A 24,626-nucleotide genomic window follows, 5' to 3' on the forward strand; every position below is an offset into this window, starting at 1 on the left:
GCGGGTTGCCCTTGAAAACCGTGGAGAAAAGTCTCATCCAGTTGATCTAGCATCGCTGTCGGGGCTCATGACCTGCGTGACACATCGTGCTCAGGACGTGCGTGACACTTCACCGAGTGTTGGTGGAGTTGAGCGTGGTCGAGCAGAGGTACCAAGCCGTGCTGCAGGTGTTATCCGGGGCGAGTGTCACCGAGGTCGCCCGCAGGTTCGGAGTCTCACGTCAGGCGGTGCATCGATGGCTGAGTCGATACCGCGATCAGGGCCTGGCCGGGCTGTCGGATCGTTCATCCCGCCCGCGCACGTCACCGAGACGGACACCGGCCGAGATGGAAGCGCTGATCTGCGAACTGCGGCGTAATCACCCTCGTTGGGGTGCTCGCCGGCTGGTGTGGGAACTGACACGCCGGGGCTGCCCTGGGCCGATACCGTCCCGGGCGACGGTGCACCGGGTGCTGGTGCGGCACGGCCTGGTGCAGGTCACCCCCAGAGGCCGGCGGCGGGAGGACTACAAACGCTGGCAACGCTCCGAGTCGATGCAACTGTGGCAGATGGACATCGTCGGCGGAATCATGCTGGCCGACGGCACCGAGTGCAAGGTCGTCACCGGGGTCGACGACCATTCCCGCTACTGCGTCGCCGCCACCGTGGTGGCCCGCCCCACCGGCCGGGCCGTCTGCCTGACCCTCGCCACGGCACTGAGCCGATACGGAATCCCTGACGAGCTGCTGACCGACAATGGCAAGCAGTTCACCGCCCGGTTCGGTCGCGGCGGGGAGGTGCTGTTCGACCGGATCTGCCGCGAGAACGGCATCACCCATCGACTGACCCGCCCGCACTCACCCACCACCACCGGCAAGGTAGAACGCTTCCACCAGACACTGCGGCGGGAACTGCTCGATGACCACGGCCCGTTCACCAGCATCGAGCATGCCCAGCAGGTCCTGGACGCCTTCGTCGACGACTACAACACCAACCGGCCCCACCAGTCTCTGGACATGGACCGCCCCGCCGACCGGTTCCAACCCCGCCACGATGACCAGTTGCCGCTGCGGCTGCCACCGGCCCTGCACGCCCTCCCCGATCCGCTAACCAGACCTGAGCACGAACCTCAGGCTGAGCGGGTGGCGATGTCGCCAGTGCAGGCCGAGACAGAACAGCTGGCGATGCCAGCTGACGGGACCGACCCGGTCAATCTGGCCGTGGAGTTCACCCGGGTCGTGCCCGCTTCGGGCAACCTGGCCGTCTGCGGACAGCAGTTCTGGCTCGGCACCCACCGAGCCGGACTCACGATCACACTGCGGGCCGATGCCGGCACCGTCGAGCTGCTGGCCGCCGGGGTCAGGATCAAGAAAGTCCCGTCCCGGCTCACGCCCCGGCACCTGCGGCAGCTGATCGCTGAGGGCGGCACCCCCATCCGGCCGGCAGCCAAACCGGCCCGCCCCGGCACCGGTGAGGTAGTCGAGGTCGACCGGACCATCAACGCCAGCGGCCTGGTCGCCCTCGGCGGCCGACAGTACCCGGTCGGCTACCAGTTCGCCGGACGCCGACTGACCGTCCGCATCGACGGTGCCGTGCTGCACCTGACCGACGGGCACACGCTGCTGCGCACCCTGCCCAACCCGCTCACCAGCGACGAGATAGCCCGTCTCCGGGACGCCCGCCCCGCCGGCCCCGAACCCCGCCCAGCCGCTGAGCCGGTCCTCGTGCAGCGGCGCGTCAGCAGCCGCGGCCAGCTCTCCATTGCGGGCCAGCGCATCCGTGTCGGCATCGGCCACGCCGGAGCGACTGTGACCATCGAGGACACCGACGGAACCTTCCGCATCACCCACGCCGGCCAGATCATCGCCGAGGTCGCCCGCACCACCACCAAGCCGATCGCCCGGTTCAAGGTCCGCAAACCCCAGCGCTGACAGAAAGGTGCTTTGGGATCGTGAACGCGACCGCAGCTTGCCCCTACAGTCCAGCTGGGTGCGTAGACAGCCAATCTGCATGGCGATTCTTCAAGACATCACGGTCATAGGCGGTGGGGGCGATGACGTCGGCTCCGCCGTCGTAGGGATGGTAGAGCCACCGGAGATCCAAAGGAGCGATGATCACGTCGATCAGTTCCTCGTCGGCCGCGCCCCGCAGCAGCGGATCCAAGGTCTGCGGGTCGAAGGAGGTCATGCTGACATAGAGCCTCGCTGCGACGTCGAATGGCGAGTCGTCGCCAGGCTCGATCGTCAGCCATGGGACGGCGTCCGGATGACGCGGATCGGGTGAGATCCTCCCCTCCTCGTCCTCGAAGTAGACGGCGATCGCATAGAGACCTTCGTGCGCCCCGAGCTCTCCAAGTACCCGGCGATGACGATCAAGGATGATCTCGTACTCGTCTTCGGTGTCGGCATACCGCTTGGACCCGGGAAGACTGTGGAAGCGGACCCATCGGTCGGCATGCCAGCCGCGGAGCTGATAGGCGATCGGACTTCTGCCCCACCGCGTGCGCCACGCAATGGTGAGCGACTCCACCTCGTCTTCCGTCACGATCATCCCTCTCTGGAAAGCAACAGCGGTCGGCCTTATTCTCAGCAGCAGGAGAACGATAGATCATCTAGCCGGAGTGTCACCCATCTCCCGAGCCGGATCTGTCGCACGGGTCCTGAGACCTGACATTGATCTAGCATCGCGTTGTGTTATCCCGGGACATGCTTGACGGATGAGTCCCAGGACATGGGCGACAGGTGCTGTTTTCGGCCAGTCTGGCGTGCGTCGTTGCGGCGTCGTGCGTCGGGAGGCCGGGATTGGCCCTGGTGGATATGTCCGTTGTCGAGCAGCGGTATCGGGCCGTGCTGGCAGTGCTGGCCGGCGGTTCGGTGACCGAAGTCGCCCGCGAGGTCGGGGTGGCGCGGCAGACGTTGTCGGGCTGGGTGTCGCGTTATCGGGAGTCCGGGCTGGGCGGCCTGGTGGACCGTTCGCGGCGGCCGCATTCCTCCCCGTCGCAGATGAGTGCGCGGGTGGAGGTGCTGGTGTGTGAGCTGCGGCGCCGGCATCCGCGGTGGGGTCCGGTGCGGTTGGCGCATGAGGCGGGCCTGCGCGGGGTGGATCCGCCGCCGTCGCGGATGGGGGTTTATCGGGCGCTGGTGCGCCATGGGCTCATCGAGCCCGGTGCGGGGCGGCGCAAGAAGGTGTATCGGCGCTGGCAGCGTGAGGCGCCGATGGAGTTATGGCAGCTGGACATCGTGGGCGGGCTGTTCCTGGCCGACGGGCGCGAGGTGAAGGTGGTCACCGGCGTCGATGACCACTCTCGCTTCTGCGTGATCGCCAAGGCGGTGGTGCGGGCCACCGGCCGGGCGGTGTGTCTGGCCTTCGTCGAGGCGTTGCGGGCGTTCGGGGCGCCGGGTGAGGTGCTGACGGACAACGGCAAGCAGTTCACCGCGCGGTTCGGCCACGGTGGTGAGGTGTTGTTCGATCGGATCTGCCGGGACAACGCGATCGTGCATCGGCTGACGCAGCCGCGTTCACCGACGACGACGGGCAAGGTGGAGCGTTTCCACCAGACGCTGCGCCGTGAGCTGCTGGATGATGCCGGCCCGTTCGAGGACCTGGAAGCCTTCCAAGCAGCACTCGATGCGTGGGTGGAGCAGTACAACACCGCCCGGCCGCATCAGAGCCTGGACATGGCGGTGCCCGCTGACCGGTTCAGCCCGGTGGGTGCTGCGGAGCGGGAGTTGCTGCCGCTGCGCCTGCCGGCGATTCTGACCGCCGCGCCGGATCCGGCTCCTGCTGCCGACGCCGCTGCTGCAACGCCCAAGCGAAAGAGCAGCGACGAGGACATGCCGGTGGACAGGCGGTCGACGAGGACGGCGGCGTTCTGGCCGGGCGGGCCGGTCGAGTTCGAGCGGGTGGTGCCGGCCAGCGGCAATCTGGGGGTGGCGGGCAAGCAGTTCTGGCTGGGTCCGGCTCGCGCCGGTCAGGTGATCACGTTCTGGGCGGATGTGAATGTGATCCATCTGCTGGTGGGTGGGGTGCGGTTGAAGAGCCTGCGCTCGCACCTGTCGACCAGTGATCTGGCCCGGTTGTTCGCCGATGGTGGCCGGTCGGCGGGGCCGTCGCCGCTGCCGCAGGCGGAGAACGACGCGGTGGTGGAGGTGGAGCGGACGGTGAACAAGCACGGCATGGTCAGTCTGGGCGGCCGGTATCTGCTGGCCGCCGAGATCCTGGGCGGGCGCCGGGTCACCATCCGGATCGAGGAGAACACGCTGATGTTCCTCGACCCTGACACCCGGCAGCTGCTGCGGGTCCGGCCGAACCCGCTGATCTGGGCCAAGTGCCTGCAGTTGCGTGGTGCTCGCCCGGCCGGGCCGCCGCCGGTGCCGGAGCGGTCACCGGTTACGGTGCAGCGCCGGGCGAACGCCTTCGGTGTGATCATGGTGACCCGGCAGAGGGTCGCGCTCGGGCGGTTGTATGTCGGCCGGGTGGTCACCGTGCATGTCAGCGACACCACGTTGACCATCGATCTGGACGAGGGGCCGCGTACGGTGCACCGCACCACCGATCTCCCGGTCCGTAACGTCAAAGCTCATCGGCCGTACAAGGTCGACCATGTTTCCTAGATCACCTGTCACTCATGTCGTGGGACAGAAACGTCAGGCATCTCATGGGACTAGACACAGTGCTGCCCAATGTGTGCTGCCCCAAATGATCTTGACGAGTTTCAGCGCACTCGGCCCTGGAGCAGTGCCTGCCACAATGCGTTACCGTCTCGGATGAGCATGCGGTGGGTCTCGAAGACCTTGTCAGCGGCGCAATCTGTGCGGCGTAGGAAGGACTGTCCGCCTGCGGCGCACAGCTCGTGGATGACGTCCTGGCAGTGGCAGGTCCAGGCGAGCGTCCGCCGTCGTGACTCCTTGCACGCCTTGAACCAGGTCAACCGTTTGTGGTTCGGCTCCGGCTCGGGAAGGTGCGGGGATAGGCAGTCGCTCATGTGGTCTGGGCGAGTGGGATGAGTGCCCATACGGTGCGTCCGGCCTCATCGCCGTGGACGCCCCACCGTGTTGTCAGGCTGTCCACCAGGTGCAGGCCTCGGCCGCTTGGGTCCGTGCTGTCGGCCTGGCGTAGCTGTGGGGTGGAGGGGCCGCCTTCGTCGTGGACGGCGACGATCAGCAGGGCGGTGCCTGCGTGGAGGCTTACGCCGAATCGGCCGGCGGCCTGGCCGCTGCGGGTGTGGCGGATGGCGTTGGTGGCGAGTTCGGAGATGACGAGTTCGGCGGTGTAGGTCTCGGGGCGGTCGCCGAGGTAGCCGGCGACGAACCGGCGCGCTTCGCTGATCTGGACCTTGGTGCCGGGAAAGTTGCGACACCAGCGGTGGATTTCTTGGCCGCTGTTCAGCGTCAGAGACATCGCCGATTCCTTGCGTTCATGCAGGTCAACGCCCTGCGATCCGCTATCAATACTTAAAGTACTAGTGCTATACTTCAAGTACAAGCGACTTGATGTACTTGCGCCGCACAATAAGTACTGGTCGAGTGAAGACATCCCGACCCCAGCCCGTTACGGCGACCCAGGAGGCGCGCATGTTCGGACTAATGGTGCGATTCACCTGCAAGGACGAGGAGAGCGCGGCGGCGTTCGACACCCTCGTTGGTGAGACAATCGAGGCGATCCGCCGGCACGAGCCGGGAACGATCGTGTACGCCTCACACCGGGTGGACGGTCAGCCGCTCCAGCGGATCTTCTACGAGCTGTACCGGGACCGCGACGCCTTCGACGCCCACGAGCAGACCGAGCACACCAGGCGCTTCCTGGCGGCTCGCGAAGACCTGCTGGCCTCGGTCGAGGTCGATTGGCTGGATCTGCTGAGTGGGAAGGGCACGACGTCGTGAGCATGGAGTATCAGCGGGCGCTCGGACGGCGCATCGCTCAGGAACGCAAACGGCGCGGCCTGTCGCAAGTGGAGCTGGCTCGGCTGGTGGACCGGTCGGTCGCATGGATCTCGCAAGTAGAGCGGGGCGTGCGCAAGGTCGATCGCATGTCCGTGCTGGAGAAGGTCGCCGAAACTCTGGACGTGCCGCTGTCGGAGCTGGCCGCTGAGGCGCCGGTGGTGGCGGCCACGACCGAGGAAGTGCCTGGTACGGCCGGGCTGCGGCTGGTGCTGTCCGGGGCACACTCGTTGTACGCCATGTTGCACGCCACACCGGTGCCACCGACCGACCAGCTCAAGCCACGCGTGGACCACGCCTGGGAGCTGACGCATCAGAGCCGCTACGTCGAGCTGACGGAGCTGCTGCGTGGGCTCGTCCCGACGCTGGAGAACGCGGTACGGTCCGCGCCTGCTGAGCGGCAGGCCGAGTTGTTCGAGCTGCTGGCAGTCACCTACCAGGCGTGTTCGGCGTCGTTGGCCAAGCTGGGTGAGCCGGAGGCGGCGTGGATCGCGGCCGATCGGGCCATCAGCGCGGCCGAGCGTGCCGGCAACCCGTTGATGATGGCGGCCGGGGCGTTCCGGCTGGGGTTCGTGTTCCTGGGGGCACGTCATTTCGATCAGGTGGAGGAGACTGCGCGGACCGCTGCTGAGGCGCTGTGGTTCCTGACCGATCAGGGCAACGTGGAAGCGATGTCGCTATGGGGCGGACTGACCTTGCAGCGGGCGGTGGCGGCTTCGCGGCTTAATCAGGCCGATGTCGCCTACGAGCACCTCTCGCGAGCACGCGAGATGGCCACGCGGGTCGGTGAGGGGCGCAACGACTACAACACCGAGTTCGGGCCAGCCAACGTGGCGCTGCATGAGGTGGCGGTGGCCGTGGAGGTGGGTGACGCCGGGCACGCGTTGCGGGTCGGAACCGCGGTGGACGCCTCGACATTGTCGGCTGAACGACGGGCGCGCCTGGCTGTCGATCTCGCGCGGGCGCATGCGCAGCGTCGCCAGGTGGACGAAGCGGTCGCGCGACTCCTGGAGGCCGAGAACGTCACGCCGGAGCAGATTCGCAACCACCGGGTTGTGCGGCAACTCGTCTCTGACCTGGTGTCCATGCAGGATCCGGCGTCCTCTGAGCTACGGGAGCTGGCCGAGCGAGTGGGCGCGTAGAAAAAGTACGTGTCCACGTACTCTAAGTACTAGCGATTACTCTCAGTATCAGATAGCGTTCGTGTTGTAGCTGGAACTCTCCGTAGTCGGAGGGTGGCAGCTCAGCACGAACGCTCTTCGCGTTTCAGGGGTGGATCAAGGGGGTCCGCTCACGAAAGGCGGAGAGAGGGCCACACATGAAAGTGGCCTGAGCGGGAGACCCGCCCAGGCCGGATGCGATAAGCACCCTAGTTGGCGCTTCGATGCTATCGCCTCCGAGCTGACGGCACGGCCTCCCTCGTCCTGAAACGCCTGATCAACAGGCCGACGAGAGGTCATACAGCCATGCGTACCGTCCCCATTCCTGTGGACGTCAGCAAGCTCACCATCACCTGCGTGAAGGCCCCGCGCCCTCGCGTGCTCAACAAGGACACCGGCGAGATCAAGACCGACAAGAACGGCAACACCGTCTACGAGGTCACGGTCTCCGTGGAGGACGAGTTCGGCCGGATCGAACTGGTCAAGATCGGTATCACCGGCGAACCGCCCATCAAGGCCGGCGACGCCGTCCACGCGGTCGGACTGCTCGGCTACGTCTGGGAGATCGCCGGCCGCTGGGGCATCTCCTACCGCGCGACCGCCCTGCTTCCGCTGCAGGAGGCCGCCGATGTCTGACCAGTTCTACGCGGTGCTCGCAGTCCTGGCCGCCTCGGCGGCCGGGCTGTGGGCCTGGCGCCGCTGGCACTACCGCTCCTTCTGGCTCGTCATCGGCTTCCCGATCACGGCCATCACCATCCGGGCGACCTGGCGCAAGGTCGCTCTCGGATGCAACCTCACCAAGAAGCGGCAACGCTTCTGGTTCACCACCGTCCCCGGACTGGTCGCCTCCACCGGCGTCGTCCGCGTCCGGCGCAAGTGGCAACGCATCGCCGTGGACACCAAACCGTTCATGTGGCTGCCCCTGCCGACCCGGCACGGCTGGCGCGTCACCCTGCACACCCTGGAAGGACAGATCCCGGCCGACTACGCCGAGGCCGCCGAACGCCTCGCGCACTCCTGGGGCGTGCACGCCGTGCGCGTCTCCTCCGACAAGCCCTGCCGGGTACGCCTCGCCGCCACCGTCCGCGACCCGCTGGTCAAGGTCGATGAACTGCCACCGTCCACCGAACTGCTCAAGGTCACGGTGGGACGGCTGGAGACGGGCAAGCCGTGGGTGATCGACTTCCGGACCGTGCCGCACTGGATCAACGCGGGCGCGACGCAGTCCGGCAAGTCCAACCTGGCCAACGCGCTCATCGTCGGCCTCGCGCCGCAACCGGTCGCCCTGGTCGGCTTCGACCTCAAGGGCGGCGTCGAGTTCACCCCGTACACGCCGCGGCTGTCCGCGCTGGCCACCACGCGCGCCGAGTGCGGCGGGCTGCTGGATGACCTGGTGGCACTCATGACCGACCGGATGGGCGTGTGCCGGATGGCCGGCGCCCGCAACATCTGGCAGCTCCCGCCGCACCTGCGGCCAGTACCGATCGTGGTCCTGGTGGACGAGCTGGCCGAGCTGTACCTGATGGCCGACAAGTCGGAGAAGGACGAGATCGCCAAGACCTCGACAGCGCTGCTGCGGATCGCGCAGCTCGGCCGGGCGTTCGGCATCTACCTGTTCTGCTGCGGCCAGCGCATCGGCTCCGACCTCGGCCCCGGCGTCACCGCGCTGCGCGCCCAGTGCTCCGGCCGGATCTGCCACCGCGTCAACGATCCCGAAACCGCCACCATGACCCTCGGCGACCTCGACCCGGCCGCGCTCGACTCCGCCCGCGCCATCGCCGCCGAGACACCCGGCGTCGCTGTCATCGCCAACCAGGACGGCCAGTGGTACCGCGCCCGCTCCTTCTACGTCAGCGAACAAACCGCGGAACGCGCTGCACAGACCTACGCACACCTGGCACCGCCCTGGGCCGAAGTGATGACAGCTCAACCCGTACCAACACCCGACCAGCAGACCGCCTGACCCGGTCCGCCGCCAAGAGGAGTTGAGATACGCCGCATCACCGCCCGGCTCCTCGACACCGGCCCCGTCCTTGTCCTGGCACTCATCGCGGGCGCAGGCTCGTTCACCCACATCCGCGACACCGCCTGCGAACACGGACAGACCGGCTGGATGTCCTGGGCCATCGCCATCTGCATCGACCTGACCTGCGCCGCGAACGCCAACGCGACAAGAAGACCCACCGGACCAGGCGCGGCCCGATCTCCTGGCCCGTCCTCGTCCTGACCGGAGGAATCATCCTGTCCCTGGCCGCCAACCTCGCCCAAGCCACACCAACCGTCTGGGGCTGGATCACCGCCGCCACCCCGGCCGGCGCCTTCCTCGTCGCGGTCTCCATGCTCGAACGCCGCTCCGGCTCCGCATAGGACGTCCCACAGACGTCCTCAACAAGCACACAGACGTCCCAAGTGACCACCGAGAGGTCCCGCCACGTCCCGAACGAGGACCAGCCGGCCCTGGCCCCGGCTCACGAACCCGATCGTCAGCACGACGTTCCCGCACCTGATCCGGCCCTGGTCGACTACGCCCGCCGCGTCGCCGACGAACACCTCGCCAAGCACGGCAGGCCAGTCACGGCGGACCTCATCCGTACCCGCTTGGGCGTGTCAGACCAGCTCGCCACCGACCTGCTCCGCACCCTGCGCACCGCTCCGGAAGCCGGCTGAAGGGGGCGCCATGAACGCTCACCCTCAGCCATCCGCACGAAGGACTACCGGCATGAACGATGTCACGGGCCACTACGGCTGCTGCACCTGCAACACCACCGGCATCTACGACGACCAGACCTGCGCCGACTGCCACGGCACCGGCATCGACAACCACGGCGCATAGCCGCTGTAGCGCCCCCCGCCTGGCCACACATCCGCCAAGATCCGCGCCAGGCCGGGGGCCATCCACACCAGAGTGACTGGATAGGACAGGACCCATCTTGCCCCACCTTGCTCACAGCCACGCCGTGGCTGGAATGATCCACCGGCTCAACCAACCCGACTACGACCGCTGGGCCAGCCAGATCAAGCGCACCGGCGGCTGCCGCCAGCCCATCCACCTGCACGGCAAAGTCGAACACTACGACCAGGCCACCGGCCACCTCCTGCACCGCTACAGCACCACCCAGGAACCGAACGGCGTCCTGCGCCTCCCGTGCAAGACCCGCCGCGCCTCCCGCTGCCCCGCCTGCGCCGAGGTCTACCGCGCCGACACCTACCAACTCGTCCGCGCCGGCCTCGTCGGAGGCAAGGGCGTACCCGAGACCGTCAGCAGCCACCCGTGCCTGTTCATCACTCTCACCGCACCGTCCTTCGGGGCTGTCCACGTGCGGCGGGAGAAGAACGGCAAGGTCCTGCCCTGCCATGCCCGCCGCGATGCCCAGCCCTGCCCGCACGGCATCGTGCGGTCCTGCACCGAGCGGCACAGCGCCGACGATCCGCGCCTCGGCGAACCGCTGTGCCCCAACTGCTACGACTACGACGGCTCCGTCCTGTTCAACGCCTCAGCCCCGAGCTGTGGCGACGCTTCACCCTCGCCTTGCGCCGCCGATTCGCCAAGCTCAACGGCTTGACCGTCAAGGCCCTGCGCGAGCACGTCAGCATCGCCTTCGCCAAGGTCGCCGAATACCAGCGCCGTGGCGTCGTCCACTTCCACGCCGTCATCCGTCTCGACGGACCCGACGGCCCGCACGCACCGCCACCCGCCTGGGCCACCGCCGATGCCTTGACCCAAGCCGTCCAGCACGCCGCAGCAGCCGTGACAGCGGTGGTGAAACCGCTCAGCCGCACCTTCCGGTGGGGCACACAGCTCGACGTCCGCCCCATCACCATGAACGGCGACCTCACCGAGCAGGCAGTCGCCGCCTACATCGCCAAGTACGCCACCAAGGCGGCTGAATGCGTCGGCACCCTCGACCGCCGCATCCAACCGCTCGACAACCTCGACGCCCTACCGATCCGCGAGCACGCTCGACACCTGATCGCCGCCTGCATGCGCTTGGGCGAGCACCCCGGCCTGACCGATCTGCGGCTCACCCACTGGGCCCACATGCTCGGCTTCCGCGGCCACTTCTCCACCAAGAGCCGCCACTACTCCACCACCCTCGGCGAACTCCGCACGGCCCGCGAGGAACACATGCGCGCCCGGGAGATCACCACGGGCCGCCTGCCCCTGTTTGACGAGGACGCCGTCCTGGTCGTCGCCCATTGGGCCTACGCCGGACAAGGGCTCTCCGCCGGCGAACAGCTTCTCGCCGCCGCCATCACCGGCCGGCGGACACCACACCTCGGGGGACCAGATGACCGCTGAACTGCTCACCGTCCCGGAAGCGATGGCCGCCCTGAAGGTCAGCCGCTGGACGCTCTACAACCTCATCCGCTCCGGCGAACTCCAGTCCATCGTCGTCGGGACCCGGTGCCGCCGCATCCCCGCCTCCTCGCTGGAGGCGTACGTCACCCAGCTCTGTGAGGAGGCCGCCTGATGCCCGCCAAGACCACCACGGCGACCCCGGACGAGCCCGAGCGCGGCCCTCGCAAGAGCCGGCGAACCCGGGCCAACAACGAAGGCTCGATCTTCCCGTACAAGAACGGCTGGGCAGGCTACGTCTGGGTCACCACCCCAGAAGGCAAGAGGACCCGGAAATGGACCTACGGCACGACTCGCGAGGAGACGCACGAGAAGTGGCTCAAGCTCCACGAGCTGGCTCGCAGGGGACCGGTAGTCACGAAATCGCCGAAGCTCTCGGACTACCTGGCGTACTGGCTCACGCACGTCGTGGAACCCAAGCTCGCGCCCAAGACGGTGGCGAACTACGAGATGTTCTCCCGGCTCTACATCACGCCAGCACTCGGCTCCAAGCGGCTCGACAAGCTGACCGTCCGCGACGTCCAAGCCTGGCTGAACAAGCTGCGCCGGTCCTGCCTCTGCTGTGACCAGGGCAAGGACGCCGCTCGGCCTGAGAGCCACAGCAACCCGAAGCGGCGTCGGCACTGCTGCGCCATCGGCAAGTGCTGCCGGTCGCTGCCCTCGGAGTGGACGGTTCACGACGCCTATATGACGCTGCGGGCCGCGCTGAGCAACGCAGTGCGTGAAGAGACGTTGACGCGCAACGTCGCCGCCAACGTCAAGATGTCGGTTCCTAGGAAGCGCAAGGTCAAGCCCTGGTCCGTCGAGGAAGCACGTGCCTTCCTGGAGTCGGCGCGCAAGAACGAGGATCCGCTGTACCCGGCCTACGTCCTGGTGCTCGTCCTCGGGCTGCGGCTGGGTGAGACGCTCGGGCTGCGCTGGGAAGACGTGGACCTCGATCAGGCCGAGATGACGATCGGCTGGCAACTCCAGCGCGTGGGAGAAAAGCTGCTGCACCGCCAGACCAAGACGGATGCGTCCGACGCCACTCTGCCCTTCCCGGAGATCGTCACGACGGCCCTTCGTGCCCGTCAACAAGCGCGCAACACAGCCCAGGAAGCGGCTGGAGACGCCTGGCAGGACACCGGGCTCGTCTTCACCACGGCCAGTGGCCGGCCCATCGAGCCGTCCAACTTCCGGCGCAGCTTCGCGAACGCCTGCACCAAGGCCAGCGTGCGCAAAGTCCACGTCCACGCGACCCGCAAGACCTGCGCATCCTTGCTCGTCGCTCTCGACGTCCACCCACGCGTTGCCATGCAGATCCTTCGCCACTCACAGATCGCAGTGACCATGAACATCTACAGCGAGGTCTCCTCAGAGGAGACTCGCAAGGCGCTCAAGAGGCTGGGCGACAGTCTTAAGTCGTAGACCTTCCCAGGGCCACCTCCCAAGCAGACGGGGTGGCCCTCCTGCTCAGCATCGACGCCTGCACCGTGGGCATCGACACAAGAGTCGCCCTCGACGCTCACAGTCTCCGCATCAAAGCACTGGCGAAGGCCAAGTATTCCAAGGCTTCCTGCTCCGAATCCGGAAGATCAACTCCATGGGCGCGAGGGTTACGCAAGCCTCCCATAGCGCCAACGAACAAGAATCGGAAGCCTTCTTGCTCGTCTTGAGCATTCCGGCCTGTATGGCGAGCCACGTTGATCGGCGGAGATGCAGAGCCGAAAGCCTTGTGCATCAATGAGACGCCTGAGTCATTGAGCTGAGCCTTCTGCTGTACCTCGTGCTCGACAGCCTGAAATGCAGCGAGAACAGCGCGACTGTAGTGACCGTCTGCAAACAGAGCGCCCGCTGCATCTGAGATCTTGGGATGTAGGCCGGGAAGCTCCACACGACGGCGGGACACCTGTGCATGCGTTCTCACGGTCTCGATGCTCGCCGTCACGTGGTGCGCGTGGGCGGGCACGCCGGGGGCATTGTGATATGTGACATTGACGACCTTGTACCGCTTCGTTTTCCCCGAAGGCAAGGGCTTTTCGATCAGGTCGCCTTCTTCTACGTCAGCGTCTATCCCGAACAGCGCTTTGTTCTCCTGGACCGCACCATAGACTTCGATCTGCTCCTCACCGTTGGCTCCATGGCGAATGAGTGTGAGCTTTTCACTCACTCGAGCCAGGATGCCGCCGGGGCGTTGAGGTAGGGGCATGAAGATCTTCTCCGTGACTCTCAGGACACATGTGCCGATAAGAACCGTAGGAAAATCCATGCTAAGGGGAGATCAAAGCGACTGCGCCATGCGAACCCAGACCCACGGTGATCTTCGAGCGCAAGCCCCGAGCTGTACTCCAGATGACTCGCCACCGATCAGCGACTGTGTGGGCCCGTAGCTGTACTCTGCAGCTGTACAAGATCAAGAAGGCCACTTCCCGATCACAGGAAGTGGCCTTCGAAGTGCAGTGGAGCCTAGGAGATTCGAACTCCTGACTTCCTGCTTGCAAAGCAGGCGCTCTGCCAACTGAGCTAAGGCCCCTTCGACGAAGATAGCTTACCGGGCGGAAGAAGCCACCTGCGTCGTACCAAGGTCGTCACTAAGGACCAAGCTCGGGAAATCCGCGATCGAGTCCAGGATGTGCGTAGCCCCGCCCTTCAGCAGGCGTTCGCGGCTGTGCACCCCCGTCATCACCCCCGCCACGATCGAGGCCCCCGCGCGCTTGCCGCACAGCATGTCGCTCTCCGAGTCGCCGATGACGGCCACCTGGCGTACGTCGTCCACCCCCAGTCGGAGCACCGCGTGCAGGACCATGTCCGGCCAGGGGCGGCCGCGGCCGCCGGCGTCCTCGGGGGAGATGGCCAGGTCGATCTTGTCGTGCCAACCCAGGACGCTCAGGACCCGGCTCAGGGTCGTGCGGCTGAAGCCGGTGATCAGGGCGAGCTTGATGCCGGTGCCGCGGAGCTTGTCGAGGACCTCCAGGACTCCGGGCATGGGTACGAGACCCGCCCGCTCCAGCGCACCCTCGTAGGAGCGTTCGAACGTCAGGTTCGCCGCCTGCGCCTGCGCCTCGTTGCCAGGAAAGATCCCGCGGAAGACATCGATCTTGGGGCAGCCCCGGGACCGGTGCACGTGAACCATGGCACGCGCGTACGCTCCGGTCCCGGGCACTATGCCCTGGGTCGCGATCGCCTCGGCGAAGGCGCGCTCGACCATGGCGATGTCACCGACTGTGGTGCCTGCCAGGTCCAGGCACGCCAGCTTGATGGGGACGACGTCACTCATCGCCTCGCCGGTCGGTTAGTTCTCGCTGCCGGTCGCCTCGGTCCAGAGATCGAGCTCTGCGCGGTCGGCCTGCACCTTACGCCAGATCAGCAACCCCCCAAGGGCGATCAGCGCCAGTACGAGCAGCTTCTTCACGGTGTGACCCCACTTCTTCGACGGCCTCACCTGCCGGGGTGAGACCCAACGGTTGACAAGCAGCCTAGCAAGGTATGGCTGCGCTCCCTGTGTTGCGCACGGACCAGATGTGTGGAATGCGCGAAGGACGGGCGTTCAACCCCTGGTGGGGCTGCCATACCCGTCCCATCTTGGACAACATCCCAGTCAACAACGTTCCGGGCACCCCAACGTGGACAACAGCTCGATCATGCCAAATATCCAGCCGGGATGCGCAGTGCGGGGGTCGGCCCAGGGGGCCGACTTGGAGGCTTGACATACCCCATGGGGGTATATTACGTTCCTCGCGATCCGACAGATACCCCCTGGGGGTAAGGAAGGAGAGCAAGGAACATGACTGACAACAAGCGCTGGTGGGCCTTGGTCGTGCTGGCCGCCGCACAGTTCATGGTGATCATGGATACCTCGATCATCGGGGTCGCGTTGCCCGACATGCAGCGCGACCTGGGCTTCTCCCCCGGCGGCCTGCAGTGGGTGTTCAACGCCTACGTGGTCACGTTCGGCGGCCTGCTGCTGCTCGGCGGGCGGCTGGCCGACCTGTTCGGGGCGCGCAGGGTGTTCGTCACGGGATGGGCGGTGCTGATCGCCGGTTCCGTGGTCGCCGCGGCCGCCACGACCGCCTGGGTCGAGGTGGCGGGGCGCGCGGTGCAGGGCGTCGGCGGGGCGCTGATCGCGCCGGCCGCGATGACGCTGCTGATGATGCTCTTCGGGCACAACCCGCGCGAGCTGGGCAAGGCCATGGCCCTGTACGGCGCCGCGGCCCCGGCGGGCGGCACCGCGGGCGTGTTCCTGGGCGGCGTGATCACCGAGTACCTGAGCTGGCCCTGGGTGTTCATCATCTACATCCCGATCGGCCTGGCCACCCTGGCAGCGACCAGGCTGCTTCCCGCGGCCGCCGGTCGGCGCGGCTCGGTGGACCTCGTCGGCGCGGTCTCGGTCACGGCCGGCATCGCACTCGTCGTGTACGCCATCGTGGCCACGAACTGGCCCGCCGGGATCGCCGGCGCGGCACTGCTGGCCCTGTTCCTGCTCGTGCAGCGTACGGCCAGGAACCCCCTCATGCCCCTGCGGATCTGGCGCACCCCCGGCCTGGCCACGGCGAACCTGGCGATGGCCCTGCTCGGCGCCGCCTGGATCCCGATGTGGTACTTCCTCAACCTCTACCTGCAGCAGTCCCTCGGCTACGGCGCCTTCGCCGGCGGCGCGGCGCTGCTGCCGATGACGGTGGCCATCATGATCTTCATGATCGGCATCACGGCCCGGCTGCTGGGCAGGTTCAGGGCCAAGCCGCTCATCGTGACCGGGCTGGCGGTGCTCGCGGCTGGCGTGGCCGGGCTCCAGTTCACCGGCGGCTTCGTCACGAACGTGCTCCCGGCGAGCCTGGTCGCGGCGGTCGGCATGTCCCTGGCGTACATCCCGGCGATGATGTCGGCCATGTCCGGCGCGCGGCCGGAGGAGGCCGGGCTCGCCTCGGGCATCGTCAACACGACCTACCAGGTCGGCTCCGCGCTCGGCCTGGCCGCCATGACCGCCGTCTTCACCTCGCAGACCAGCGGTTTCCAGCCGGCCTTCGCGGGCGCGGCGGTGATCGCCGTAATCGGTGCCGTGCTCAGTGCCGCCTTCATGCGCCGGCCGGCCGTATCTGAAGTGGAGAGCACGATCTGAAGTGTTGGACCCGGAACGAGGTAGAGACGTGTCGAGGAGACGGACAGCGATGAGCACCGCGGCCATCGGCCACGACATGGCGGGCCGGTCATGAGGACGGCCGCCAAGCTCGGCTCGTACGCCCTGGGGCTTGCCGTCGTCTTCGGCGGCGCCCTGGGCGTGGGCAAGATGATCACGCCGACAGCGGCCGGCACCGCGACGGCGGCGGACACCCGGACCGGCGGCGACCAAGCCGCCAGTCACGCAGGTGACGGCCATGCCACCAGCCACACCGGTGACGGGCACTCCACACAGCAACCAGTTACCAGCGATACCCCCGGGGGGCTCCAAGTGTCGCAGAACGGCTACACCCTCAACCCGATCACCTCCATCACGACCGGCGTGCCGACGGACTTCAAGTTCACCGTGATCGCCCCCGACGGCAAGGCGGTCACCGACTACCAGGTCGAGCACGACAAGAAGCTGCACTTCATCGTCGCCTCCCGCGACCTGACGAGTTTCCAGCACGTGCACCCGGACCTGGCCCCCGACGGCACCTGGTCGGTCAGGCTGACGCTCCCCAAGGCGGGCGCGTACAAGGCCTTCGCCGACTTCGTCCCCAAGGGCGGGGAGAAGCTCACGCTCGGCGCGGACCTGCAGGCCGCGGGCGACTACCGGCCCGAGCCCCTGCCCCACGTCAGCCGTACGGCGGCCGTCGACGACTACACCGTCAACCTCGCGGGAGACCTGGTCCCCGGCCGGGCCGGCAAGCTCACCCTGACGGTCAACAAGGACGGCGAGCCGGTCACCGACCTGGAGCCCTACCTGGGCGCGTACGGTCACCTGGTCGCCCTCCGCGCCGGCGACCTGGCCTACCTGCACGTGCACCCGGAAGAGAGCGACAAGGCGGGACCGGAGATCACGTTCTACGCCGAGGCCCCCAGCCGGGGCGACTACCGCCTGTTCCTCGACTTCCAGCACGAGGGCAAGGTCCGTACGGCGGCCTTCACGGCCACGGCCACCCTGTCCGACGGGCACGCGCCCTCCGCCACCCACGACCACACGCACTGAGGAGGGGAGAGGTGATGTCCTCCGTCACGGCGAACGCCGAGGGCCGGGCCGTCGAGTCGGCGATCGGCGGCCGACGGCATGACGTGCGCGTCCCGCGCGAACCGGATCGAGCGCACGCTGAACAGGCTGGACGGCGTGACGGCGACGGTGGACTACGCGACGGGGCAGGCGCGGGTCAGCTTTCCGGGCGGGGTGGATCCGGCGGTTCAGCTTTCCGCGCGGGGTGGATCCGGCGGTGCTGATCGCGGAGGTGCAGAAGGCCGGGTACACGGCGGCGCTGCCGCAGGTGGACGAGCCGAAGGGAAGCGGGACGAGCCGCGGGTCGTCGCGGGACCGGTCGATCGGCTCGGTGGTGCCGGCGGCGCCGACGGACACGCTGGTGCGGCCGGTCATGGCCGGCGACAGCCTGCGGCTACGCCGGTTCAAGTGACCTGGCCCACCTGACGGCCGGTGCCATCGCGGCGCCGGCCGTCACGAACATGGCGCCGGTCAGCAGCCAGCCCAGCGTCCCGCCGTCCAGCACGAGCGTGGTGAGCACGACGGGCCCGAGCATCCTGGCCACGGCCACGCCGGTGCCGAAGAAGGCCTGGTACTGGCCCTGCCGGTCGTCGGGGGCGAGGGTGAAGCTGATCTCCCAGGCCCCAGAGGCCAGCAGCATCTCGGCGATCACCTGCAGGACGGTCGCCACGAGCAGGAACGCCCACCCGTACGGGCTCAGCGCGAACACCAGGCAGGCCGCGAACATCACCAGCCCCGCCTGCCGCACCGCCGCCGCGGCGTCCCGCAGCCCGTTCACCCGCTTGGCCACCCGGACCTGGAAGAGCACCACACCGCCCGTGTTGATCAGCAGCAGGACCGAGACCACCCAGGTGGGGGCGCTGGTACGGGCGGCGATCCAGAGCGGCACGACCAGGCTCAGCAGCGGCATGTAGAACAGCATCACCGCGTTGATCAGCGTGATGAGCGCGTAGGGCCGGTCCCTGAGCACCGCCAGCCGGGGCCCGGACGGAGCCCGCACCGCCCGTACCGGAGGCAGGGCGAGCAGCAGGGCGGCGGCGGCGAGGAAGCTGACGGCGTCGAGCGCGAGCACCGCCAGATAGCCCTCCCGCGTGCCGAGGTGCAGCGCGAGCCCGCCCAGCGCGGCGCCGACGGCCAGGCCGGCGTTGAGCGTGGCCTGCAGGACCGCCCGCACGGCCGTCCGCTCGGCGGGCTCGATCAGGGCGGCGAGCAGCGCCTGACGGGCGGCCGACAGGCCGGTCTGCGCGGTGCCGTACAGGCAGGCCACCAGGACGAACAGCGCGAACGAGCGGACGAACAGGAACGAGCCGACCGCCGTGGCGGTCGTGAGCGCGAGCAGCACGGCGACGCCGCGCGGGCCGCGCCGGTCGGCCAGGTGGCCGAGCGGTACGCCGGCCACCGAGCCGACGGCCCAGCCCAGCGTCAGGCCGAGGCCGATCTCGGTTGCCGACAGGCCGACGATCGTGGAGAAGTAGAACGCGGAGGTGACGAGGTAGACGCCGTCCCCGACGGAGTTCGCCAGCTGCGCCTGGGCCAAGATGCGCCGATATTTCGACATATGCTCATCATCGAAGCCATCTTGTCCCGGTGTAAGCTCCAATTTCCGGCGAGATGATTGGGCCAAGTTGGACGTTCACATCAGCCTCGAAGGCCGTGGTGACCTGGCCGCACAGGTCTACCGGCAGCTCCTCGACGCCATACTCGACGGCCGGCTCAGATCGGGCGAGCGGCTCCCCCCGACCAGGGAGCTGGCCGGCCGCCTGGAGATCTCCAGGAACACGGTCGCCCTCGCCTACGACCGCCTGGTCGCGGACGGGTTCCTGGTGGGGCGGGCGGGCGCGGGCACGTTCGTGTCGGCGGAGCCGGTCAGGGGCCGGGCCGCGCCGAAGGGCGTCGTACGCCCGCGTGCCGTCTGGCAGGACCTGGAACTCCCGAAGGGCATGACCCCCGCCCGGTACGACTTCCGCCCCGGCGTCCCCGACGCCCGCCTGTTCCCCATGGAGACCTGGCGCCGCCTGGTGGCCCGCGAGCTGCGGGTGAGCGCCGCCGGCTACGGAGACCCGGCCGGGCACGAGCCGCTGCGCGAGGCCATCTCCCGGCACATCGGGCTCAGCCGCTCGGTCCACGCGGGCCCCGGCGACGTGCTGATCACCAACGGCGCGCAGCAGGCGCTGGACCTCGTCGGCCGCGTCCTGATCGAGCCGGGCGCCGTCGTGGCCGTGGAGGAGCCGGGTTACCCGCCGGCGCGGCTGCTGTTCCGCTCGCTGGGCGCCCGGGTCGTCGGCGTGCCGGTGGACGGCGAGGGCCTCGACGTCGGGGCCCTCCCGCGCTCGGCCCGCCTGGTGTACGTCACCCCGTCCCACCAGTTCCCCCTGGGCACGCCCATGTCGCTGGCCCGCCGCGCCGCCCTGCTCGCCTGGGCCGAACGCCGCCGGGCGGTGGTGATCGAGGACGACTACGACAGCGAGTTCCGCTTCGGCGAGCGCCCGCTCGAACCCCTCCAGAGTCTCGACCGCGCGGGCCGCGTCGTCTACGTGGGCTCGTTCTCCAAGACGCTGCTCCCCATGCTCAGGCTCGGCTTCCTGGTCGCCCCGGCCTCGCTCGGCCCGGCGCTGCGCGCGGCCCGGCAGCTCTCCGACTGGCACGGCGAGCTGCCCACGCAGGCGGCCCTGGCCCGCTTCATCGACGAGGGCCTGCTGGCCAGGCACATCAGGAAAGCCACCCGCGAGTACGCCGCCCGGCACGCCCTGATCGCCGAGGCCCTGGCCGGGGACGAGCGCCTACGCCTTGTCCCGTCCACGGCGGGCCTGCACCTGTGTGCCCGGTTCGCGCCGGGCGTGACCATGGGTTCCGCGCCCGGCCTGGCGGTGGAGCCGCTGGAGGCGTACTGCGGCCAGCCCCCGGCCCAGCCGGGCCTGGTCCTGGGCTACGGCGCGATCGGCCGGGACGCCATCCCCGAGGGACTGCGCCTGCTCAGGTCACGGATGTCGGCGGGTCCAGAAGCGGCGGTTGCGCTCCCCTGACATCTCCGGGTCGTCGGGCGGCGACGGCTGCTGCACGATCACGACCGTCGTGCGCGCGTGGCGTGCGCAGTACATGCTGGTCGAGGGCAGGAAGATGCGGCTCAGCAGGCCGCGCCGCCCCCGTCCGAGCACCAGCAGGTCGCCTTCGCGGGCGAGGTCGACGAGGTGGTATCCAGGATCGCCGACCCGGCCGACCACGGCCACGGTGAGATCCTCGGGCACCCCGCCCGCCACGTCCTCGAACACGCCCGTGATCACCTCGTTGCAACGCGCCTCCTCGCCCAGCCTGACCGCGTGCTGCACGGGCAGCGCCTCGGGGAAGGGATGGACGGGGGCACGGCTGACGTGCACGGCCACGAGAGCCATCCGGTGCAGCCTGGCCGCGCCGATGGCCCAGGCCAGAGCCCAGCGCGCGGCCGGGGACTCGTCGACCCCGACGATGAGCCGCGCACCGCCGGGCAGATCCTGTTCCACGGTGCCTCCTGTCGAAGTACGACCATAGTGCGCCTACCCGCTGGTTACCGGGAGGTGGCAATTTGCGAACTCTGGAGTCCCTGGCGGGCCCCGCGTAGCATGCGGGGGGTGGAACGAGGGTGGGTGCATCCCCGTCCCGCCCTCGACCGGCGGCTCGACGGGGCTCTCGCGCACAGGCTCACCTCGCTCGTGGCCACCACGGGCTATGGGAAGACGACCGCGCTGACCGGCTGGAGCCGGGCCGTGGGCGGCGTGCTGCACCGGCTCGGGCCCGCCGACCGCGACCTGCCCACGCTGGCCGGCGCGGTGGCCTCCGCGTTGTCCGGCAAGGTGCCCGACCTGCCCGCCGATCTGGTGACCGCGGCCGCGGCCCCGCTCGGCCCCGACGCCGACGAGCTGTCCAGGGCCGCGGCGCTGGCGGGCGCGCTGGCCCAGGCGCTGGCCGGGCGGCTGCGGCGCGGGCTCGTCCTGGTCTTCGACGGCGTCGAGGCGATCGTGGGCGCGCCGGGCCCGGTGCGCTACGTGGAGACGCTGGTCCGGGCCGCGCCCAGGCACCTGCACCTGGTCACCGCGTCACGGGCGCCGCTGCCGTTCCCTACCGCGCGGCTGCGGCAGGACCACGAGGTGCTCGACCTCGACGCCATCGACCTCGCGCTCGCCCCCGACGAGACCGCCGCGTGGGCGCGGAACCTGCTGGGCGAGGCGGGCGCGGCCGTCGCCGCCGAGCTGCATCGCACCTGCGGCGGCTGGCCGGCCGCCGTGCAGGCCGCGCTCGACGCCCTGGTCCGCGAGGACCCCGCCACCTGGCCCGGCATCGTGGCGGGCCTGACGGCGGGCTCCGCCACGCTGGAACGCCTGACGCTGGCCGCGTACAAGGACTTGCCCGCCCCCATGCGGGAGCTGCTGCGGGCGGCCACCGTGCTGCCGGTGCTCACCCCGGGCCTGGCCGCCACGCTGGGCGCGCCGCCCGACACGCTCGACTCGCTGGCCGGCCGGGGCATCTTCCTCGAGCCCGGCCAGGACGGCCACCGCCTGACCTCCACCGGCGGGCACGTGCTGGCCAGGCACGCGCCCCTCGACCGGCACGAGGCCCACGACGTGGCGGCGGTCGCCGCCCGCTGGTACGCCGAGCACGACCGGCCCGAGCTGGCCCTGCGCGCGGCCGTCGAGACCGCCCACACCACCCTGGCCGCCTCCCTGCTCGACGCGCACGGCCCGGCCCTGGCCGAGCGCGGGGACGTGCTGGCCGCCCTGGAGCTGTTACCCGAGCCCGCCAGGCGCTCTCCCCCGATGCTCAGGCTGGCCGGCATCGCCGAGCAGAACCGCGGCCACTGGACGACGGCCCGCGAGCTGCTCGCCCAGGCCGCCGAGGGCCCCGCGTTCGACGCGTACGTGGCCCGGCGGCTGGCCTTCATCGACCACATGCGCGGCGAGCTCGACACCGCCCTGGCCATGTACGAGCGGGGCTACGCGCACGGCCTGCCGCCCGCCGACGCCGCCATGTGCGCCGCGTCCATGGCGTCGGTCCACTGGCTGAAGGGCGACCGCTCCGGCTGCGCCGAGCTGGCGGACAAGGCCATGGAGCAGGCCAGCAGCCTGGGCGACCCCGGCGCGCTGGCCATGGCCAACACGGTCCTGGCCATGCTCGCCGCCCTCGACGGCGACCGCCGCGCGAACGACGCCTACTACCTGCGGGCCCTGGCCTACGCCGAACGGGCCGGCGACATGGTGCAGCTCATCCGCATCCACGCCAACCGGGCCTCCCGCCACCTGGACGAGGCCGCGTACGCCGAAGCCCTGGCCGAGACGGAGATCGCCGGCCGGCTGTCGGACCTGGTGCCGTTCGCCCCCTTCGCCGCCCTGAACGTGGCCAACCGCGCCAAGGCCCTGATCGGCCTGGGCCGCCTGGAGGAGGCCGCGGCCGAGGCCGCCGACGCGGCGGCCAGATGGGAGACGATGGGCTCCAGGCTGACCGGCGCCGGCCTGAACCGGCTGGCCACCGTGCACGCCCTGCGCGGCGACCGCGGGACGGCGGCCGCCCTCTACCGGCGGGTCATCGCCGAGTCGGAGCCGTCGGGGGAGGTTCAGGCGCTGTCGCTGGCGCTCAACGGGCTCGCGGAGCTGCTCGCCGACGACGATCCCGAGGAGGCAGCCCGGGTGGCCCGGCGGGCGCTGGAGCACGTGGAGGGCATCGCCGGGGTGTCCGCCAGGGTCGTGGCGGCCCAGGTGGCGCTGGCCGCGGGCCGGCGGGAGGACGCCAGGGCGCTGCTCGACGAGGCCGAACCGGTCGCGGTGAGCCGACGGGACCACGCCGCCCAGGCCGCCGTCGCGGAGCTGCGGGCCGAGCTCGACGGAGACCCCGCGGCGGCCGACGAGGCGGTACGCCGGTGGGCCAGGCTCGGCGACCCGATCGGGCTGGCCAGGGCCGAGCTGGTCAGGGCCGCCCTGGCCGATCCGGCGACCGGCGGCGACGTGGCCGCGGCGGTGCGCGAGCGCATGCACGCGATCGGCTGCCGGGCCCTCGACGGCCGGATCGACGCGCTGGTCGCCCGGTCCGCTCCCCCGCGCGGGGCTCGGGTGGCCGTCGAGACCATGGGAACGTTCCGGGTGTCGCGGGGGTCCGTGCCGGTGCCGCGTACGGCCTGGCAGTCGCGCAAGGCCCGTGACCTGCTGAAGATCCTCGTCAGCCGCAGGGGGAGCGGGATCGCCAGGGAGCGGCTGGTCGAGATCCTCTGGCCGGAGCAGGAGGGCGAGGCGGTCGGGCTGCGACGGCTGAACGTCATGGTGTCCACGCTGCGGGCCGTGCTCGACCCGGAGCACGAGTGGCCGGCCGACGAGATCGTGGTGTCGGACGAGGGGACGCTGCGGCTGGACCTGTCCAACGTCGAGGTCGATGTCGAGAAATTTCTGGATCTGGTGGCTCAGGGCGTACGGCTCGATCAGGCGGGCAGGGCGGCCGAGGCGCTGGAGCGGTGGGCGGCGGCCGAGAGCGCGTACGGCGGGGAGTTCTGCGAGGAGGACCCGTACGCGGACTGGGCGGTCGGGCTGCGCGAGCAGGCCCGGCTGGCGTACGTGCAGGCGGCCGCCAGGCTCGCCACCGCCAGGACCGACGAGCACCGCTACGACGAGGCCGCCCGCTACTGGCTGCGGCTGCTGGAGCGCGACCGCTACGACGAGCGCGCCCACCTCGGCCTGGTACGCGTCCTCGACCTGGCGGGCCGGCGGGGCGACGCGCGCCGGCGCTACCAGCTGTACGCGGAGCTCATGCGCGAGCTGGAGGTCGAGCCCGCCCCCTATCCGGGCTGACCTGAACCAGACCTGAACCGCCCGGGGAGATCGTGCTCAGATGAGAACGGTCATCGTCCGGCTGGTCGAGCCCGAGCAATCCGGCGGCCAGCTCCGCGGGCTGCTCGAAGAGGTAGGGGGCGAGCCGGTGCCGTTCAGCGGCCCGGAAGCCGTCATCGACCTGCTGATGTCCGCCGCCGGGTTGAACCGGGATCCGGCCTGAACCTCCCGCGAACCTCGCTCGCC

Annotated in this window: 22 protein-coding genes, 1 tRNA gene and 2 pseudogenes; 17 read left to right on the forward strand and 8 right to left on the reverse strand. The window is 69.4% G+C overall.

The features are described from left to right. Nucleotides 1-134: 134 nt before the first annotated feature. Nucleotides 135-1,910, forward strand: coding sequence for an IS481 family transposase (locus AB0J69_RS01055; protein WP_364111482.1), 1,776 nt, complete (start codon nucleotides 135-137; stop codon nucleotides 1,908-1,910). Nucleotides 1,911-1,953: 43 nt separating this feature from the next. Here AB0J69_RS01055 and AB0J69_RS01060 read toward each other — a convergent pair whose 3' ends face one another. Continuing rightward, complete coding sequence (locus tag AB0J69_RS01060) at nucleotides 1,954-2,523, reverse strand: hypothetical protein (protein WP_364111484.1); 570 nt, start codon at nucleotides 2,521-2,523, stop codon at nucleotides 1,954-1,956. Nucleotides 2,524-2,789: 266 nt separating this feature from the next. Between AB0J69_RS01060 and AB0J69_RS01065 the strand changes: the two genes are divergently transcribed. Next, on the forward strand, nucleotides 2,790-4,592 hold the full coding sequence (locus AB0J69_RS01065; RefSeq protein WP_364111864.1) for an IS481 family transposase: 1,803 nt from the start codon (nucleotides 2,790-2,792) through the stop codon (nucleotides 4,590-4,592). Between the two features lie 367 nt (nucleotides 4,593-4,959). Here the strand turns inward: AB0J69_RS01065 and AB0J69_RS01070 are convergent, their stop codons facing one another. Continuing rightward, nucleotides 4,960-5,379, reverse strand: a complete 420-nt coding sequence (locus AB0J69_RS01070) for an ATP-binding protein (RefSeq protein ID WP_364111486.1) — start codon at nucleotides 5,377-5,379, stop codon at nucleotides 4,960-4,962. Nucleotides 5,380-5,552: 173 nt separating this feature from the next. Between AB0J69_RS01070 and AB0J69_RS01075 the strand changes: the two genes are divergently transcribed. From AB0J69_RS01075 to AB0J69_RS01115, 9 genes and pseudogenes are all read left to right on the forward strand, one after another. Continuing rightward, a complete protein-coding gene (locus AB0J69_RS01075) occupies nucleotides 5,553-5,861 on the forward strand; it encodes an antibiotic biosynthesis monooxygenase (protein ID WP_364111488.1) in 309 nt (102 codons plus the stop codon). Nucleotides 5,862-5,863: 2 nt separating this feature from the next. Beyond that, nucleotides 5,864-7,060 (forward strand): helix-turn-helix transcriptional regulator, encoded by a 1,197-nt coding sequence (locus AB0J69_RS01080; RefSeq protein WP_364111866.1) that lies wholly within the window; start codon nucleotides 5,864-5,866, stop codon nucleotides 7,058-7,060. Nucleotides 7,061-7,384: 324 nt separating this feature from the next. Next, nucleotides 7,385-7,714: a hypothetical protein gene (locus AB0J69_RS01085; RefSeq protein WP_364111490.1), complete on the forward strand. Its 330-nt coding sequence runs from the start codon at nucleotides 7,385-7,387 to the stop codon at nucleotides 7,712-7,714. Then, entirely contained in the window at nucleotides 7,707-9,041 is a 1,335-nt protein-coding gene (locus tag AB0J69_RS01090; RefSeq protein WP_364111493.1) for an FtsK/SpoIIIE domain-containing protein, read from the forward strand. The genes AB0J69_RS01085 and AB0J69_RS01090 overlap by 8 nt, the downstream gene beginning before the upstream one ends. Nucleotides 9,042-9,152: 111 nt before the next feature. After that, entirely contained in the window at nucleotides 9,153-9,305 is a 153-nt protein-coding gene (locus AB0J69_RS01095) for a hypothetical protein (protein ID WP_364111868.1), read from the forward strand. 182 nt (nucleotides 9,306-9,487) lie between these two features. Further along, nucleotides 9,488-9,745 carry a hypothetical protein gene (locus tag AB0J69_RS01100; protein WP_364111495.1) on the forward strand — a complete coding sequence of 86 codons (258 nt, stop codon included), beginning with the start codon at nucleotides 9,488-9,490 and terminating at the stop codon, nucleotides 9,743-9,745. A gap of 299 nt (nucleotides 9,746-10,044) precedes the next feature. Further along, a pseudogene (locus AB0J69_RS01105) lies at nucleotides 10,045-11,378 on the forward strand (replication initiator). Continuing rightward, on the forward strand, nucleotides 11,368-11,550 hold the full coding sequence (locus AB0J69_RS01110) for a helix-turn-helix domain-containing protein (RefSeq protein WP_358072875.1): 183 nt from the start codon (nucleotides 11,368-11,370) through the stop codon (nucleotides 11,548-11,550). The pseudogene AB0J69_RS01105 and the gene AB0J69_RS01110 overlap by 11 nt, the downstream one beginning before the upstream one ends. Next, complete coding sequence (locus AB0J69_RS01115) at nucleotides 11,550-12,842, forward strand: site-specific integrase (RefSeq protein WP_364111498.1); 1,293 nt, start codon at nucleotides 11,550-11,552, stop codon at nucleotides 12,840-12,842. The genes AB0J69_RS01110 and AB0J69_RS01115 overlap by 1 nt, the downstream gene beginning before the upstream one ends. Before the next feature lie 97 nt (nucleotides 12,843-12,939). On the opposite strand, the gene AB0J69_RS01120 is transcribed toward AB0J69_RS01115, so the two are convergent. The 4 genes from AB0J69_RS01120 to AB0J69_RS01135 all read right to left on the reverse strand — a co-directional run bounded on the left by AB0J69_RS01120 (nucleotide 12,940) and on the right by AB0J69_RS01135 (nucleotide 14,826). Beyond that, on the reverse strand, nucleotides 12,940-13,584 hold the full coding sequence (locus AB0J69_RS01120) for a TIGR02391 family protein (RefSeq protein WP_364111500.1): 645 nt from the start codon (nucleotides 13,582-13,584) through the stop codon (nucleotides 12,940-12,942). 290 nt (nucleotides 13,585-13,874) lie between these two features. Next, nucleotides 13,875-13,947 (reverse strand) — tRNA-Ala (locus tag AB0J69_RS01125). 15 nt (nucleotides 13,948-13,962) lie between these two features. After that, nucleotides 13,963-14,691 (reverse strand): HAD-IA family hydrolase, encoded by a 729-nt coding sequence (locus tag AB0J69_RS01130; protein WP_364111502.1) that lies wholly within the window; start codon nucleotides 14,689-14,691, stop codon nucleotides 13,963-13,965. Nucleotides 14,692-14,706: 15 nt separating this feature from the next. Beyond that, complete coding sequence (locus tag AB0J69_RS01135) at nucleotides 14,707-14,826, reverse strand: DLW-39 family protein (protein ID WP_020542320.1); 120 nt, start codon at nucleotides 14,824-14,826, stop codon at nucleotides 14,707-14,709. 372 nt (nucleotides 14,827-15,198) lie between these two features. Here AB0J69_RS01135 and AB0J69_RS01140 point away from each other — a divergent pair, with 372 nt between their 5' ends. From AB0J69_RS01140 to AB0J69_RS01150, 3 genes and pseudogenes are all read left to right on the forward strand, one after another. Then, nucleotides 15,199-16,530 (forward strand): MFS transporter, encoded by a 1,332-nt coding sequence (locus AB0J69_RS01140; protein WP_364111504.1) that lies wholly within the window; start codon nucleotides 15,199-15,201, stop codon nucleotides 16,528-16,530. Nucleotides 16,531-16,620: 90 nt separating this feature from the next. Beyond that, the gene (locus AB0J69_RS01145; protein ID WP_364111506.1) at nucleotides 16,621-17,580 is read left to right on the forward strand and encodes a hypothetical protein; all 960 of its coding nucleotides are present in this window, start codon (nucleotides 16,621-16,623) and stop codon (nucleotides 17,578-17,580) included. A 78-nt stretch (nucleotides 17,581-17,658) separates the two neighbouring features. Beyond that, a pseudogene (locus AB0J69_RS01150) lies at nucleotides 17,659-17,863 on the forward strand (heavy metal-associated domain-containing protein); the annotation flags it as partial. Nucleotides 17,864-17,992: 129 nt separating this feature from the next. Here the strand turns inward: AB0J69_RS01150 and AB0J69_RS01155 are convergent. Further along, nucleotides 17,993-19,156 carry an MFS transporter gene (locus AB0J69_RS01155; RefSeq protein ID WP_364111508.1) on the reverse strand — a complete coding sequence of 388 codons (1,164 nt, stop codon included), beginning with the start codon at nucleotides 19,154-19,156 and terminating at the stop codon, nucleotides 17,993-17,995. Between the two features lie 67 nt (nucleotides 19,157-19,223). On the opposite strand from AB0J69_RS01155, the gene AB0J69_RS01160 reads away from it, so the two are divergent. Then, nucleotides 19,224-20,621, forward strand: coding sequence for a PLP-dependent aminotransferase family protein (locus tag AB0J69_RS01160; protein ID WP_364111510.1), 1,398 nt, complete (start codon nucleotides 19,224-19,226; stop codon nucleotides 20,619-20,621). Here AB0J69_RS01160 and AB0J69_RS01165 read toward each other — a convergent pair. Beyond that, nucleotides 20,577-21,095 carry a universal stress protein gene (locus AB0J69_RS01165; protein ID WP_364111512.1) on the reverse strand — a complete coding sequence of 173 codons (519 nt, stop codon included), beginning with the start codon at nucleotides 21,093-21,095 and terminating at the stop codon, nucleotides 20,577-20,579. The genes AB0J69_RS01160 and AB0J69_RS01165 overlap by 45 nt on opposite strands. A gap of 108 nt (nucleotides 21,096-21,203) precedes the next feature. Here AB0J69_RS01165 and AB0J69_RS01170 point away from each other — a divergent pair, with 108 nt between their 5' ends. Together AB0J69_RS01170 and AB0J69_RS01175 are read left to right on the forward strand one after the other, a co-directional pair. Beyond that, nucleotides 21,204-24,401: a BTAD domain-containing putative transcriptional regulator gene (locus AB0J69_RS01170; protein ID WP_364111514.1), complete on the forward strand. Its 3,198-nt coding sequence runs from the start codon at nucleotides 21,204-21,206 to the stop codon at nucleotides 24,399-24,401. Nucleotides 24,402-24,441: 40 nt separating this feature from the next. Next, nucleotides 24,442-24,603, forward strand: coding sequence for a hypothetical protein (locus AB0J69_RS01175; RefSeq protein ID WP_364111516.1), 162 nt, complete (start codon nucleotides 24,442-24,444; stop codon nucleotides 24,601-24,603). Nucleotides 24,604-24,626: the final 23 nt, after the last annotated feature.

The organism is Nonomuraea sp. NPDC049709, from assembly GCF_040674815.1.
GTDB lineage: Bacteria > Actinomycetota > Actinomycetes > Streptosporangiales > Streptosporangiaceae > Nonomuraea.

Excerpts from the sequence above, each read along its gene's own strand:
- AB0J69_RS01090 (WP_364111493.1), top strand. The coding sequence starts at position 7,707 with ATGTCTGACCAGTTCTACGCGGTGCTCGCAGTCCTGGCCGCCTCGGCG.
- AB0J69_RS01080 (WP_364111866.1), top strand. The coding sequence starts at position 5,864 with ATGGAGTATCAGCGGGCGCTCGGACGGCGCATCGCTCAGGAACGCAAA.
- AB0J69_RS01145 (WP_364111506.1), top strand. The coding sequence starts at position 16,621 with ATGAGGACGGCCGCCAAGCTCGGCTCGTACGCCCTGGGGCTTGCCGTC.
- AB0J69_RS01130 (WP_364111502.1), bottom strand. The coding sequence starts at position 14,691 with ATGAGTGACGTCGTCCCCATCAAGCTGGCGTGCCTGGACCTGGCAGGC.
- AB0J69_RS01070 (WP_364111486.1), bottom strand. The coding sequence starts at position 5,379 with ATGTCTCTGACGCTGAACAGCGGCCAAGAAATCCACCGCTGGTGTCGC.
- AB0J69_RS01115 (WP_364111498.1), top strand. The coding sequence starts at position 11,550 with ATGCCCGCCAAGACCACCACGGCGACCCCGGACGAGCCCGAGCGCGGC.
- AB0J69_RS01075 (WP_364111488.1), top strand. The coding sequence starts at position 5,553 with ATGTTCGGACTAATGGTGCGATTCACCTGCAAGGACGAGGAGAGCGCG.
- AB0J69_RS01110 (WP_358072875.1), top strand. The coding sequence starts at position 11,368 with ATGACCGCTGAACTGCTCACCGTCCCGGAAGCGATGGCCGCCCTGAAG.
- AB0J69_RS01140 (WP_364111504.1), top strand. The coding sequence starts at position 15,199 with ATGACTGACAACAAGCGCTGGTGGGCCTTGGTCGTGCTGGCCGCCGCA.
- AB0J69_RS01175 (WP_364111516.1), top strand. The coding sequence starts at position 24,442 with ATGAGAACGGTCATCGTCCGGCTGGTCGAGCCCGAGCAATCCGGCGGC.
- AB0J69_RS01085 (WP_364111490.1), top strand. The coding sequence starts at position 7,385 with ATGCGTACCGTCCCCATTCCTGTGGACGTCAGCAAGCTCACCATCACC.
- AB0J69_RS01155 (WP_364111508.1), bottom strand. The coding sequence starts at position 19,156 with ATGTCGAAATATCGGCGCATCTTGGCCCAGGCGCAGCTGGCGAACTCC.